Here is a 15,539-nt window from a genome sequence, read left to right on the forward strand (position 1 = left end):
ATTTAGAATATATTGAGTATATCAACTGTTTTTTTTCAGGGAACTTAAGACCCGGAGAGGCTAGATTTTGAGTGATATGGCAAAAAATCTGATTTTATGGCTGGTTATTGCAGTCGTATTAATGTCAGTATTTCAGAGTTTCGGACCAAATGAGAGTTCAAGTAATCAGTTAGATTACAGTTCATTTGTACAACAAGTTAGAAATAAACAAGTTAACGAAGTTAAGATCAACGGACGTACTATCCGTGGTGTTAGCCAAGGTGGACAGAAATTCGTTACTTTCTTACCAGCGGAAGATCCACAGCTATTAAATGATCTGCTAAACAATAACGTTAAAGTATTTGGTGAGCCTGAAGAAGAAGCAAGTTTATTGACTTCTATCTTCATCTCTTGGTTCCCAATGCTATTATTGATCGGTGTTTGGGTATTCTTCATGCGTCAAATGCAAGGTGGCGGCGGTAAAGGCGCTATGTCATTTGGTAAAAGTAAAGCACGCTTAATGAGTGAAGACCAAATCAAAACGACGTTTGCTGATGTTGCAGGTTGTGATGAAGCAAAAGAAGAAGTTGCTGAATTGGTTGATTACTTAAAAGATCCAAGCCGCTTCCAGAAACTGGGTGGTAAAATCCCAACCGGTATCTTATTAGTTGGTTCACCTGGTACAGGTAAAACATTACTTGCTAAAGCTATTGCTGGCGAAGCAAAAGTACCATTTTTCACTATTTCAGGTTCTGATTTCGTTGAAATGTTTGTGGGTGTGGGTGCATCTCGTGTGCGTGACATGTTTGAACAAGCGAAAAAATCATCACCTTGTATCATCTTTATTGATGAAATCGATGCTGTAGGTCGTAAACGTGGCTCTGGCATGGGTGGCGGTCACGATGAACGTGAGCAAACGCTTAACCAAATGCTAGTTGAAATGGATGGCTTTGAAGGTAATGAAGGTATCATTGTTATTGCTGCGACGAACCGTCCAGACGTACTTGATCCTGCGCTATTACGTCCAGGCCGTTTTGATCGTCAGGTAACGGTTGGTCTTCCTGATATCCGTGGTCGTGAACAGATCTTAAAAGTGCATATGCGTAAAGTGCCAATTAGTGATGATGTTGAAACTGTACTTATTGCACGTGGTACCCCAGGTTTCTCAGGTGCTGAACTTGCTAACCTTGTTAACGAAGCAGCACTATTTGCAGCTCGTAGTAATAAACGTACAGTATCAATGGCTGAGTTTGAAAAAGCTAAAGATAAGATCTTAATGGGTGCTGAACGTAAGAGCATGCTCATGAGCGAAGAAGAGAAAACGATGACAGCGTACCATGAAGCTGGTCACGCAATCGTTGGTCGCTTAGTACCGGATCATGATCCAGTTTATAAAGTAAGTATCATTCCACGTGGTCGCGCACTGGGTGTAACTATGTACTTACCTGAGCAAGATCGTGTTAGTCATTCAAAACGTCATTTAGAAAGCATGATCTCAAGCCTTTACGGTGGCCGTATTGCTGAAGAAATCATCTTTGGTAAAGACAGTGTATCAACGGGCGCGTCAAATGATATTGAACGTGCTACAGATATTTCTCGTAAAATGGTAACGCAATGGGGTCTATCTGAAAAATTAGGTCCGATGAAGTTTGCTGATGAGCAAGGTGAAATCTTCCTTGGTGGTGGTGGTACACAAGCTGCGAGTATGTCAGATGAGACCGCTAAACTGATTGATGATGAAATTCGTTATTTGGTCGAAAGTAACTATAAACGTTCGCATCAGCTGTTAACGGACAATATGGATATTCTTCATTCAATGAAAGATGCATTGATGAAGTATGAAACTATTGATGCCAAGCAAATTGATGATCTAATGGCACGTGTTGAAGTTCGCGCTCCAGCGGACTGGGGCGAAAGCTACGGTACTATTGATAGCGACAGTACTAAAGATGCTAAAAAAGAAAGTAAAATAGATAATGAAGAAGATAGCGATAAAAAAGATACAGAATAAGCCTTGCTTACTCAGTATTACTTTATAGCTATTAATTCATGATAGAATAAACCTCGAGCGTAACTCGGGGTTTTTTTTTAGGGATAGAACGATAATGCAGTTAAACTTAGTGACCAATAGCAGTCGTGTTAAAATACTCGATCTAAGTCAACCAGTAGTCATGGGCATTTTAAATGTCACACCAGACTCATTTTCTGATGGCGGTCAGTATCACACTTTAGATGCTGCCTTTAAACAAGCACAACAAATGGTCGCCGATGGCGCTAAGATCATTGATATTGGCGGTGAATCTACGCGGCCTGGTGCCACTGCTGTTAGTTTAGAAGAAGAGCTTGCCCGTGTTATTCCTATTATTAGACACATATCAACAAATCTAGATGTGGTCATTTCTATCGATACCAGTAAGGCAGAAGTGATGCGTGAAGCCATTGCTGCGGGTGCGCATATTATTAATGATGTGAGAGCGCTGCAGCAAGAAGGTGCACTACAAGCTGCGGCAGAACTTGCTGTGCCAGTTTGTCTTATGCATATGCAGGGGCAACCAAGTACCATGCAAGATGCACCATCTTATCAAGATGTAACGGCAGAAGTGATCGCGTTTTTACAACAGCGAATCGGTGACTGTATTAATGCAGGCATTAAGCGTGAAAATATTATTCTCGACCCTGGCTTTGGTTTTGGTAAAACGCTAGAGCAGAATTATCAATTACTCGCTGATACACCGCTATTTCATCAATTTGATTTACCTATTTTGATTGGTGTTTCACGAAAGTCGATGATAGGTAATTTATTGCAATATGATGAGTCTCAGCGTTTAGCTGGCAGTCTTGCATGTGCAAACAGTGCCGCTACAGATGGCGCACATATATTTCGTGTGCATGATGTACGAGAGACTGCTGATACTTTAGCGATTGTCGCTCAGCTCAAAAAACATCGTGTGCGCTAATAAAATAACGAACGCTATATACAGCATATAGCTTTTCATTTTTAAAATAGAATATGGTTAAGTGTATAGCTGGACCAAAAATAAAAAATATTAGGGGTTAAGTATGTCAAGAAAGTATTTTGGTACCGATGGTATTCGTGGTCTTGTAGGTGTAGCACCAATCACACCTGAGTTTGCACTTAAATTGGGCTGGGCTGCAGGTAAGGTACTTGCAAAGCAAGGGACAAGAAAAGTCCTAATCGGTAAAGATACCCGTATTTCTGGTTATATGTTGGAATGTGCTTTAGAGGCTGGTTTATCTGCTGCAGGGCTTGACGTTGCGTTTATGGGACCAATGCCGACGCCGGCGGTTGCTTATTTAACGCGTACATTCCGTGCTGAAGCGGGTATTGTGATCAGCGCATCACACAATCCATACCACGATAACGGTATTAAGTTCTTCTCTGCAAGCGGTACTAAGCTACCGGATGATGTTGAACTAGCGATTGAAGCGCAATTAGACAAAGAATTAACCTGCGTTGAATCAGCTGAATTAGGTAAAGCAGTACGTATTGATGACGCAGCTGGTCGTTATATTGAATATTGTAAAGGTACATTCCCGCCTCGCGCAAGTTTAAAGGGACTGAAAATTGTGTTGGATTGTGCCCATGGTGCAACTTACCATATTGCACCAAGCGTATTTAGAGAGTTAGGCGCAGAGATCATTACAATCGGTGTCGAGCCAAATGGTTTGAACATTAATGATGGTTGTGGGGCAACGGCGCCTGAAGCATTAGCTGCACGTGTACTTGCTGAAAAAGCTGATTTAGGTGTCGCTTATGATGGTGATGGCGATCGTCTGATGATGGTTGATCATACTGGTTATGTGATTGATGGTGATGAAGTTCTTTACATTATCGCACGTGATGCACTACGTAACGGCGTATTAAAAGGCGGTGTCGTTGGTACATTAATGGCGAATATGGGCTTAGAGCTAGCGCTTAAGTCTCTGGGTATTCCATTTGCACGTAGTGCGGTTGGCGATCGCTATGTGGTTGAAATGATGCTTGAAAAAGGTTGGCGTATAGGTGGTGAAAATTCAGGCCATATTATTTCTCTGGATCACACTACTACAGGTGACGGTATTGTATCAAGCCTATTAGTATTAGCTGCACAGGTTAATAGTGGACTAACGCTGAAAGAATTACGCTCTGGTATGAGTAAATTCCCACAAGTATTAGTGAATGTTCGTTTTAGTGGTGACTCAGATCCACTATTAGCGGAGTCAGTACAACAGTCGGTAGCAGATGTTGAACAAGAACTTGCTGATCGTGGTCGTGTACTGTTACGAAAATCAGGTACTGAGCCACTTATCCGTGTGATGGTCGAAGGTGAAGATGAAACGCATGTATTAGCACTTGCCAATAAAATTGCAGATGCCGTAAAAGCCACGTTTTAAACTCGCGTAACAGGGGCGTTTAAGGTGTATTAGTATACGGCAACTGGTGTTGTTTTGCGCTAAAGCCTTTTATTCATTGTTTTTTTAATAATCAGCTTGCAACTAAGGTGGAGGTTAGATAATATCTCCTCCGCTTTACCACTTAACATTATTTAGTTGAAAGTGACTATATATGATTTAAGTGTCCCTTACCTAGGGTAAGGATGTTCGATAAAGCTATATTAAACCTTTTGAGATTTAGGTATTAAAATGTACGAAGTTATTATTGTTATTTACTTAATTGTTGCACTTGCAATCATTGGATTCGTTCTAATGCAGCAGGGCAAAGGCGCTGATATGGGTGCTAGCTTTGGTTCAGGTGGCTCAAATACAGTATTTGGTGCTAGCGGTTCAGGTAACTTTTTAACTCGCGCAACAGCTGTGCTTGCAATTGTGTTTTTTGCGTTAAGCCTAACGTTAGGTAACTTATCTACACAATCTGACACTGATGTGATTTTAGATGCAGAGAAACCTGCAATCACAAGTGATGTGCCAGTAGCACCAGTAAGTAATAGCGACATACCTCAATAAAGAATAAGCCGTGGTGGTGAAATTGGTAGACACGCCAGCTTGAGGGGCTGGTGTCCGAAAGGACGTGCGGGTTCAAGTCCCGCCCACGGCACCAAATAAGAAAAACCTTAGTAGCTGATACTAAGGTTTTTTTTTGCCTAAATTTTAATAAAAGATAGAGCTAAGCGGTTATTTTTATTCGTATATACGCTTTATTTAAAAATAATTTAGGTCTATTGATTACTACAGTTAAGCTGTTTCACCATTTAAGTGAATTTGGCCTTGCTTATTATAGTAGCAATAGCCTATAATCAGCGCAGTAAGTTTGTTGTCGCGGGATGGAGCAGTTTGGTAGCTCGTCGGGCTCATAACCCGAAGGTCGTTGGTTCAAATCCGGCTCCCGCAACCATTTCTTATACCTGTTGATAAGGCTAGTCAACAGTGTGCAAATAGCATTACTTAAATTTAATTTTATCTCTGGTAAATGTAATTTACGTAATACTATTGGCTTCTTGCTTATTATTTATTTAATAAGCGCTGCGAAAGTGGCATACAAGGTCTAGTAGTAAGAAGCCCCGCCTTATAGTCGGGGCTTTTTATTTTTTAAATTACGGGCATATGCCCTTTTTTTGTTTTTAGGGGGTTGTTTTGGCGAGTTTAGAACAAACACTAACTGAATTGTTAGAACCAACAGTTGAAATGTTAGGTTTTGAACTTATTGGTATTGAGTTTACACGAGCGGGTAAACACTCAACATTACTTGTTTATATCGATCATGAAAACGGTATTTTTGTTGATGATTGCTCGAAAGTAAGTCACCAAGTTAGCGCTATCATGGATGTTGAAGATCCAATCAGTACAGAGTACTTCTTAGAAGTATCTTCACCTGGTATGGAACGTCCATTATTTAAAGTGTCACACTACCAAGAGTACTGTGGTTCTGAAATTAAAGCATTATTACGTATGGCTGTGAATGGTCGTCGTAAATTTAAAGGCGTAATCAAAAGTGTTGATGGTGAGATGATCACTGTGACAATTGATGGCAAAGACGAAGTCTTTGCGCACGCAAATATTCAAAAAGCAAATATTGTTCCAAAATTTGACTAACGAGGCGTCCGGGAATGAATAAAGAAATTCTGTTAGTTGTTGATGCAGTTTCTAACGAGAAAGCACTACCTCGTGAGAAAATTTTCGAAGCACTGGAAATTGCACTAGCAACAGCAACTAAAAAAAGATATGAAGGCGAAATCGAAGTTCGTGTTGAAATTGACCGTAAAACTGGTAATTTTGAGACGTTTCGTCGCTGGCTTGTAATTGATGACAAAGGTGAACCTCTAGAGAATCCTTTCGCAGAAATTACTCTGGATGCAGCTAAATATGACGATGAAACAATCGAGGTTGGTGGTTACATTGAAGATACAATTGATTCAGTTGTGTTTGACCGTGTAACAACGCAAACAGCTAAACAAGTTATCATTCAAAAAGTACGTGAAGCAGAACGTGATTTAATCGTTCAGCAATACGCTAAACATGAAGGTGAGCTAATCACTGGTTTAGTAAAACGTGCTAACCGTGAAACAGTCGTATTAGATCTAGGTAACAATGCTGAAGCAGTAATGTTCCGTGATGAGATGTTACCACGTGAATCATTCCGTACTGGCGACCGTATTAAAGGTTTACTGAAAGAAGTAAAACCTGAAGCGCGTGGCACACAGTTATTTATTAGCCGTGCTTGTAACGAAATGCTAATCGAATTATTCCGCGTAGAAGTGCCAGAATTCAACGAAGAGATGCTTGAACTAAAAGCAGCTGCTCGTGATCCAGGCTCTCGTGCTAAAATTGCGGTTAAATCGAACGACAAACGTATCGATCCTGTTGGTGCTTGTGTTGGTATGCGTGGCGCACGTGTACAAGCTGTATCAAGTGAATTAAACGGCGAGCGTGTTGATATTATCCTTTGGGATGATAACCCTGCTCAGTTTGTTATCAACGCAATGGCTCCTGCTGAAGTTGCTTCTATTATTGTTGATGAAGATCAGCATTCAATGGATATTGCTGTTGAACAAGATAACCTAGCGCAAGCAATTGGCCGTAACGGTCAAAACGTTCGTTTAGCATCACAACTGACTGGTTGGGAACTAAATGTAATGACAGTTGCTGACGCGAATGAAAAACATCAAAAAGAAAACGATCGTCTGATGACAATCTTCACTGATAAATTAGATATCGATGAAGATATGGCTGAACTACTGATCGGAGAAGGCTTCTCGTCATTAGAAGAAATCGCTTACGTTCCTGTAAACGAATTCTTACAAATCGAGGGTTTTGATGAAGATCTAGTTGATGAATTACGTTCTCGTGCTAAAAATGCACTAACGATATCTGCACTCGCTGCAGAAGAATCACTAGAAGGTGCTGAACCAAGTGCAGACTTATTAGCGCTTGAAGGCTTAGAAAAGCACCTTGCTTACGTATTTGCAAGTATCGGAGTAACAACTCTGGAAGAACTAGCAGAACAAGGCATCGATGATTTAAGTGAAGTTGAAGAGTTAACGGATGAACGTGCGGGTGAATTAATTATGGCTGCACGTAATATTTGTTGGTTCAGTGATAGCGAATAATAACGCGAAGAGAGGGATCGAACTACATGGCAGATGTATCAATTACAAAATTGGCCGAAGATATCGGTACTACTGTTGATCGCCTAGTACAACAATTCTCTGATGCTGGCATAGCAAAAGCGAACGACAGTACGGTAACGGAAGGTGAAAAGCAGACACTACTGGTGCACTTAAGTGAGCAACATGGTAGTGATACGGCTGAACCTAGTCGCTTAACATTACAGCGCAAAACCAAAAGCACGCTTAGCGTCGCAAGCGGTGGCGGTAAGCAAAAATCAGTTGCAGTAGAAGTACGTAAAAAACGTACTTACGTTAAACGTACTACAGCTGAAGATGAAGCGAAATTAGCAGAAGAAAAAGCGGCGCAAGAAGCGGCTGAACTGAAAGCACAGGCAGAAGCGAAAGCACAAGCAGAGGCAAAAGCAATCGCTGATGCTGAAGCAAAAGTAAAAGCTGACGCAGAAGCAAAAGTAAAACGTGATGCTGCAGAAACAGCAAAACGTGAAACGCAACAGAAAAATACTAAATCAAAAGAGGCAGATGATATGGCGAAGCGCGAAGCGGAAGCGTTGAAGCAGAAGCAGGAGCAGGAAGCCACTCGTAAAGCTGAGCTGGAAGCTCAACAAAAAACTGAAGAAGCACGTAAATTAGCAGAAGACAACTCAGGCCGTTGGGCTGAAGAAGAAGCTCAACGTGAAAAAACAGAGAAATCAGCTGATTACCATGTAACAACATCAACTCATGCTCAAGCAGCTGAAGATGATGCTGATGCACAGGCGCAAAAAGGTGTTCGTAAGAAAAAACCTGCTGCACCAGTTGAAGCGGCAAAACCGGCACCTAAAGGTAAAGGTAAAGCACGTAAAGCTAAAGGTCGTAAACCTGATAACCGTTATAGTCGTCATCAAGGTAAATCAGTTAATGCACCAGAAGCGATGCAACAAGGTTTTAATAAACCAGTTGCTAAAGTTGAACGTGATGTTCGCATCGGTGAAACGGTTAGTGTTAGTGAACTAGCACAAAAAATGGCAATCAAAGCAACTGAAATCATCAAGTACATGATGAAGCAGGGCTCTATGGTTACTATTAACCAAGTACTTGACCAAGAAACTGCACAACTTATCGCAGAAGAAATGGGCCATAAAGTTATCTTGGTTAAAGAAAATGCCCTTGAAGAAGCGGTATTAGCTGAAGCACAAGATGAAGGCGTTCAAGTTAAAGTAACGCGTGCACCAGTTGTTACTATCATGGGTCACGTTGACCACGGTAAAACATCTCTTCTAGATTACATTCGTCGCGCTAAAGTTGCAGACGGTGAAGCCGGTGGTATTACTCAGCATATTGGTGCTTACCACGTTGAAACTGAAAATGGCATGGTTTCTTTCCTTGATACTCCAGGACACGCGGCGTTTACGTCTATGCGTGCTCGTGGTGCTCAAGCGACAGATATTGTTGTACTTGTTGTTGCGGCTGATGATGGTGTTATGCCACAGACTGTTGAAGCTATCCACCATGCGAAAGCAGCGGGTGTTCCACTGATCATTGCAGTGAACAAAATGGATAAAGAAGGTGCTGATCCGGATCGTGTTAAAAACGAACTTGCACAACATGACGTAATTCCAGAAGACTGGGGCGGCGAAAACATGTTTGTACACGTATCTGCTAAAGCAGGCACGGGTATTGATGAGCTACTTGAAGGTATCTTACTACAAGCTGACATCTTAGAACTAGAAGCCGTTGCGACTGGTCCTGCTGCGGGTGTTGTAATCGAATCACGTCTTGATAAAGGTCGTGGTCCTGTTGCTACAGTACTTGTACAACAAGGTCAACTGAAGCGTGGCGATATCGTACTTTGTGGTCTTGAATATGGCCGTGTTCGTGCAATGCGTGATGAAAATGGTCAGCCAATCGAAAGTGCAGGTCCTTCTATTCCAGTTGAGATCTTAGGTCTTTCTGGTGTACCTAAAGCGGGTGATGAAGCGACTGTAGTACGTGATGATAAGAAAGCTCGTGAAGTTGCGCTTTACCGTCAAGGTAAATTCCGTGATGTTAAACTGGCTCGTCAACAGAAATCTAAACTTGATAACATGTTTGCTAACATGGAAGCGGGTGAAGTTTCTGAATTGAATATCGTTCTTAAAGCTGATGTTCAAGGTTCACTTGAAGCACTTTGTGATTCGTTGGTTAAACTTTCAACTGACGAAGTTAAAGTTGCAATCATCACACGTGGTGTTGGTGGTATTACTGAAACTGACGTAACACTTGCTGCAGCATCTAACGCTATCGTACTTGGTTTCAACGTACGTGCTGACGCAAAAGCACGTGAAGTTGTAAGCAACGAAAGTGTTGATTTACGTTACTACAGCGTTATCTATGACTTGATTGATGAAGTTAAACAAGCGATGAGCGGTCTGCTTGCGCCTGAGTTCCGTCAAGAAATCATTGGTCTTGCACAAGTACGTGATGTATTCAAATCACCTAAAATCGGCTCTATTGCTGGTTGTATGGTTACTGAAGGTGTTATCAAACGTAGCGCTCCAATCCGTGTACTACGTGAAAACATCGTTATCTACGAAGGTGAACTTGAATCGTTACGTCGCTTTAAAGATGACGTACAAGACGTTCGTATGGGTATTGAGTGTGGTATCGGCGTTAAGAACTATAATGACGTACGTGTTGGTGACCAAATCGAAGTATTCGAAACTGTTGAAATTAAACGTACTCTGTAACGGTTAATAGCTCGGTTCGATTAAAATAACTTTATGGGGGCCTTAGGTCCCCATTTTCCTTTAGAGGAATTTAAAAATGGCAAAAGAATTCAGTCGTTCTCGTCGTGTTGCACAGCAACTACAACAAGAAATTGCGCGTATTTTACAACGTGAAGTTAAAGATCCACGTGTAGGTATGGTTACGGTATCAAGTATCGACCTATCTCGTGATCTTTCTTATGCAAAAGTTTACGTTACTTTCTTCAATATCGATAACGATGAAGAACGTATTAAAGAAGGCGTTGCAGCACTAGAAACAGCAAGTGGTTATATCCGCTCGTTAGTCGGTAGTGCAATGAAGTTACGTATTGTGCCTGAACTGCGTTTTATTTATGACAATACACTTGTTGAAGGTATGCGTCTTTCAAGTCTTGTAACTGAAGTACGTGCTAAAGATAAAAAACTACAAGATGATTATGGCACTACGGCAGATGAAAAAGACGCTCCTGAAGGAGAGTCTTAGTCATGTCTGGACGTCGTCGTCGATGGAACGGCCGTGATGTACACGGTGTATTCTTGTTGGATAAACCGACAGGCATAAGCTCAAACGATGCATTACAGCGTGTAAAGAAGATTTTCTTTGCTGCGAAAGCGGGTCACACTGGTGCCTTAGACCCATTGGCTACTGGTATGCTACCGTTATGCTTTGGTGAAGCAACGAAGTTTTCACAATTCTTACTTGATTCAGATAAGCGTTACGTAGTAACTGCAAAGCTGGGTGAACGTACGGATACATCAGATTCTGATGGTGAAGTCGTGCAAACACGAGCTGTTAGCGTAAGCGATGCTGAATTATTGATTGCACTTGATACTTTCCGTGGTGACACAGAGCAAGTACCGTCAATGTTTTCGGCATTAAAGCACGAAGGTAAACCTTTGTACTGGTATGCGCGTCAAGGCATCTTTATCGATCGTCCTGCACGTCCTATTACCGTTTTTGAACTTAAATTATTAAGTTATGAAAATGATGAGGTTAATCTAGAGATTCACGTGAGTAAGGGTACTTATATCCGTACTATCGTTGATGACTTGGGTGAGCTATTGGGCTGCGGTGCACACGTGAGTATGCTACGTCGAATCGGTGTTAGCGCTTACCCAGCAGATCGAATGATTACGTTTGAAAAGCTGGAAGAGATGGTAGAGCAAGCTAATGCAGACGGTGTTGAGCCGAAAGATGTGCTTGATCCATTATTGCTACCACTTGATTCAGCGGTAAGTCATTTACCGGAAGCGAACATGAGTACAGAGACAGGTGATTTTGTATTACACGGTCAACCCGTTGTTGTACCTAATACTCCTGAATCAGGCTTAGTGCGTATGACGGTTGGTGATGAGCGTACTTTCATTGGCGTTGGTAGTATCGATGACCAAGGTAGAGTCGCTCCGAAACGTATCGTTAATTACGAAACACAGGCTCGCGAACCAAAATAAACCCATTATTCAGATATGACTCATGGGTGAGATAAAAGGCATTGTTACGTGAGTAATAGTGCCTTTTTTATACGACTTTTTATGCGTCATATTCGTTTGTACATTGATCAGTGAAAATGATTGCAGGAATACACTGACCTCTGTATACTCCGCGGTTCTTCTTATAGCTGAACGAGTGGTCGGCTATAAGCTATTTATCTATATTGGAGACTCCACTATGTCACTAAACGCTGAAGCTAAAGCAGCTATCGTTGCAGATTTCGCACGCCAAGAAGGCGACACTGGTTCAACTGAAGTTCAAGTTGCACTACTAACTGCACAAATTAATCACCTTCAAGGTCACTTCAAGAAGCACATCCACGATCACCACAGCCGTCGTGGTCTATTACGTATGGTTGCTAGCCGTCGTAAACTTCTTGACTACCTAAAACGTACTGAGAATGCACGTTATGCAGATCTTATCGCACGTCTAGGTCTACGTCGTTAATCGACAATTAATTTGACGTCTACGGACAACAAATTATAAAAAAGGAGCCAATTGGCTCCTTTTTGTTTTTAAATTTCCCTTCAAATTGTTCCCACTTAGAATTATTTTTCAACTTATTTCACTATTTCCAATACTTACATTGCCCTTTAATTTTTTTATGCAGTATACTTAGCGACGAAATTAAAGAGACATTAAAGATTAAGGACAAAGAGTGAATCCTATCGTAAAATCGTTTAAGTATGGTGAACATACAGTTACATTAGAGACAGGTGTTATTGCACGTCAAGCAACAGCAGCTGTAATGGCAAGCATCGGTGATACTTCTGTTTTAGTAAGTGTTGTTGGTAAAAAACAAGCTGAAGCTGGTCGTGATTTCTTCCCGCTAACAGTGAACTACCAAGAACGTACTTACGCTGCAGGTAAGATCCCTGGTGGCTTCTTCAAACGTGAAGGCCGTCCAAGTGAAGGCGAGACTTTAACCTGTCGCCTTATCGACCGTCCAATCCGTCCACTATTTCCTGCTGGCTTCAAAAATGAAGTACAAGTAGTTGCTACTGTTGTATCTGTTAACCCTGAAATTCAACCTGATTTGGTTGCATTAATCGGTGTTTCAGCTGCATTAAGTATCTCTGGTATGCCGTTCAATGGCCCAATTGGTGCTGCACGTATCGGTTTCCAAAATGACGAATACATTCTTAACCCATCAACATCTGAGTTAGCAGAAAGCCAACTAGACCTTGTTGTTGCAGGTACTGAAAATGCAGTACTTATGGTTGAGTCTGAAGCTGAAATTCTTAGCGAAGAACAAATGCTTGGCGCGGTAATGTACGGCCACGAGCAAATGCAAGTTGTTGTTGAAGCAATTAAAGAATTTGCAGCAGAAGTTAATACACCAAAATGGGAATGGACTGCACCAGTAGTAAACACTGAGCTTAAAGCGAAAATCGCAGAACTAGCATCAGGCGACCTTGCTGAAGCATACCAAATCCAAGAAAAAACTGAACGTTACGCTAAAGTTGGTGGCATCAAGTCAGCAGCAATCGCTAAACTTCAAGAAGAAAACGAAGAACTAAACACGCGTGAAGCTGGTGATTTACTGAGTTCTTTAGAAAAGAACATCGTACGTAACCGTATTCTTGATGGCGAACCTCGTATTGATGGTCGTGATCCAGAAATGATCCGTGCACTAAGCGTAATGACTGGCGTTCTACCTCGTACACACGGTAGCTCACTATTCACACGTGGTGAAACGCAAGCGTTAGTAACTGCAACACTAGGTACCGAACGTGATGCACAACGTATCGACAGTCTAACTGGCGAAACGATTGATCGTTTCCTAATGCACTACAACTTCCCTCCTTACTGTGTCGGTGAAACTGGTATGGTTGGTTCGCCTAAACGTCGTGAGATTGGTCACGGTCGTCTAGCGAAACGTGGTGTTTTAGCTGTTATGCCAAACGCAGATGAATTCCCGTACACAGTACGTGTTGTATCTGAAATTACTGAATCTAATGGTTCAAGCTCAATGGCTTCTGTATGTGGTACTTCGTTAGCACTTATGGATGCGGGTGTGCCAATCAAGGCTTCTGTTGCGGGTATCGCAATGGGTCTAGTACTTGACGGTGACCGTAGCGTAGTTCTTTCAGACATTCTTGGTGATGAAGATCACTTAGGTGACATGGACTTTAAAGTTGCTGGTTCAAGTGCTGGTATCACTGCACTACAGATGGATATCAAAATCGAAGGTATCACTAAAGATATTATGCAGAAAGCGCTTGTACAAGCAAAAGCTGCACGTCTACATATCTTAAGTGTTATGGATCAAGCTATCGCAACTAACCGTGATGACGTATCTGAATTCGCACCGCGTATTCATACAATCAAAATCAGCACGGACAAGATCAAAGACATCATCGGTAAAGGCGGCGCAACAATCCGTGCTCTTACTGAAGAAACTGGTACTACGATCGAAATCGAAGATGATGGTACAGTGAAAATTGCAGCGACAAGTGGCGAACAAGCACAAGCAGCAATCGAACGTATTCACCAACTAACAGCTGAAGTTGAAGTTGGTCAAATCTACGAAGGTAAAGTTGTACGTCTAGCTGACTTCGGCGCATTTGTTAACATCTTACCTGGTAAAGATGGCTTAGTTCATATCTCGCAAATTACGCAAGAACGTGTGAACAAAGTTGCAGATCACCTGTCTGTAGAACAAGTAGTTAAAGTAAAAGTTCTAGAAGTAGACCGTCAAGGTCGTATCCGTTTAAGTATTAAAGAAGCAATGGACGCTCCTGCAGCGCCTGCTGAGCAACCAGTTAGCGAATAACTTGTTGTTATATTTAGATTGATTATTTTAAGGGGCGTTGATACGCTCCTTTTTTATATCTGCAAAAATAAGTGGTTTAATTATGAAACGATGTCTTAGTTTATTTATTACTGCAGCCTTACTTTCTGGTTGTAGTTCATTATCGGGGTCTTTTTCGGCTGATGACCGCACGCCTTCTGAATTAATTCTCGCTGAACCACTACAAGTTAACTATCAAACCGAAATTATGTTAATGCGTTATAGCCAACTTATCCTTGATGCGAAAGATGATCGGGTTCGTCAAGCTCGTTATTTTTATGAGCGTGGTTTACTTGCTGATAGCATGGGATTACGTTCACTGGCTCATGCTGACTTTCAGCGTGCATTAACATTACAGCCAAACTTTGTGCCTGCTTATAATTTTATTGGTTTGTATATGACGCAGACCGAGCAATTTGATGAAGCATTTGATGCCTATGATTCAATCGCGGAATTAGACCCTGAAAATAATTACGTATTACTTAATCGTGGCATCGCGTTGTATTATGGCGAACGTTATACATTAGCTGTTGATGACCTTGTCAGTGCTTATGATGAAGCACCTAACGACCCATTTAGAACGTTGTGGTTGTATTACCCTGAATATCAAATTAATGCAGAACAAGCGTTAAAATCAGTTAAATCACGTTATGACCAGCACATTGATGATAGCTGGTCATGGAATATCGTCGCGCTCTATACGCAAGCGATAAATGAAACTCAATTGTTGGATAAATTACTTGATGGACTGGATAAGCACGAACGAACTTATAACCAAACATTGGCACATCGTTTAACGGAAGCTTACTTTTATCTGGGTAAATACAAGTTGTTAATGAATGACAAGAGTGCAGCAGAAAGCTATTTCAAATTAGCATTAAGTAATAATGTGTATGAATTTATCGAGCATGGTTATGCACGTTTAGAACTGGCAAGATTAGCAAGTAACCGTTAACAAGATCTAA

Annotated in this window: 12 protein-coding genes and 2 tRNA genes; all 14 read left to right on the forward strand. The window is 41.5% G+C overall.

The window, feature by feature from the left end; translation table 11 throughout:
* Window positions 1–76 precede the first annotated feature (76 nt).
* The 14 genes from ftsH to nlpI all read left to right on the forward strand — a co-directional run bounded on the left by ftsH (window position 77) and on the right by nlpI (window position 15,529).
* Window positions 77–1,990, forward strand: coding sequence for an ATP-dependent zinc metalloprotease FtsH (gene ftsH, locus HWV01_RS03695; protein WP_211674118.1), 1,914 nt, complete (start codon window positions 77–79; stop codon window positions 1,988–1,990).
* A gap of 94 nt (window positions 1,991–2,084) precedes the next feature.
* Window positions 2,085–2,936 carry a dihydropteroate synthase gene (gene folP / locus HWV01_RS03700; RefSeq protein ID WP_211674119.1) on the forward strand — a complete coding sequence of 284 codons (852 nt, stop codon included), beginning with the start codon at window positions 2,085–2,087 and terminating at the stop codon, window positions 2,934–2,936.
* Between the two features lie 103 nt (window positions 2,937–3,039).
* The gene (gene glmM, locus HWV01_RS03705) at window positions 3,040–4,374 is read left to right on the forward strand and encodes a phosphoglucosamine mutase (RefSeq protein ID WP_211674120.1); all 1,335 of its coding nucleotides are present in this window, start codon (window positions 3,040–3,042) and stop codon (window positions 4,372–4,374) included.
* Between the two features lie 249 nt (window positions 4,375–4,623).
* Entirely contained in the window at window positions 4,624–4,944 is a 321-nt protein-coding gene (gene secG / locus HWV01_RS03710; RefSeq protein ID WP_211674121.1) for a preprotein translocase subunit SecG, read from the forward strand.
* A gap of 7 nt (window positions 4,945–4,951) precedes the next feature.
* Window positions 4,952–5,038: transfer RNA gene (locus HWV01_RS03715), tRNA-Leu, on the forward strand.
* A 217-nt stretch (window positions 5,039–5,255) separates the two neighbouring features.
* Window positions 5,256–5,332 (forward strand) — tRNA-Met (locus HWV01_RS03720).
* A gap of 239 nt (window positions 5,333–5,571) precedes the next feature.
* Window positions 5,572–6,030: a ribosome maturation factor RimP gene (rimP, locus tag HWV01_RS03725; protein ID WP_211674122.1), complete on the forward strand. Its 459-nt coding sequence runs from the start codon at window positions 5,572–5,574 to the stop codon at window positions 6,028–6,030.
* 14 nt (window positions 6,031–6,044) lie between these two features.
* Window positions 6,045–7,544, forward strand: coding sequence for a transcription termination factor NusA (nusA, locus tag HWV01_RS03730; RefSeq protein ID WP_211674123.1), 1,500 nt, complete (start codon window positions 6,045–6,047; stop codon window positions 7,542–7,544).
* A 26-nt stretch (window positions 7,545–7,570) separates the two neighbouring features.
* Window positions 7,571–10,270, forward strand: a complete 2,700-nt coding sequence (gene infB, locus HWV01_RS03735; protein ID WP_211674124.1) for a translation initiation factor IF-2 — start codon at window positions 7,571–7,573, stop codon at window positions 10,268–10,270.
* Window positions 10,271–10,346: 76 nt separating this feature from the next.
* Entirely contained in the window at window positions 10,347–10,772 is a 426-nt protein-coding gene (gene rbfA, locus HWV01_RS03740) for a 30S ribosome-binding factor RbfA (protein WP_075477186.1), read from the forward strand.
* A gap of 2 nt (window positions 10,773–10,774) precedes the next feature.
* Window positions 10,775–11,740: a tRNA pseudouridine(55) synthase TruB gene (gene truB, locus HWV01_RS03745; protein ID WP_211674125.1), complete on the forward strand. Its 966-nt coding sequence runs from the start codon at window positions 10,775–10,777 to the stop codon at window positions 11,738–11,740.
* A gap of 217 nt (window positions 11,741–11,957) precedes the next feature.
* A complete protein-coding gene (gene rpsO / locus HWV01_RS03750) occupies window positions 11,958–12,227 on the forward strand; it encodes a 30S ribosomal protein S15 (protein ID WP_045111670.1) in 270 nt (89 codons plus the stop codon).
* A 211-nt stretch (window positions 12,228–12,438) separates the two neighbouring features.
* Entirely contained in the window at window positions 12,439–14,556 is a 2,118-nt protein-coding gene (gene pnp / locus HWV01_RS03755) for a polyribonucleotide nucleotidyltransferase (RefSeq protein ID WP_211674126.1), read from the forward strand.
* Window positions 14,557–14,638: 82 nt separating this feature from the next.
* Window positions 14,639–15,529 (forward strand): lipoprotein NlpI, encoded by an 891-nt coding sequence (gene nlpI, locus HWV01_RS03760; protein ID WP_211674127.1) that lies wholly within the window; start codon window positions 14,639–14,641, stop codon window positions 15,527–15,529.
* Window positions 15,530–15,539: the final 10 nt, after the last annotated feature.

The sequence above is a fragment of the Moritella sp. 5 genome, from assembly GCF_018219455.1.
Classification (GTDB): domain Bacteria; phylum Pseudomonadota; class Gammaproteobacteria; order Enterobacterales; family Moritellaceae; genus Moritella.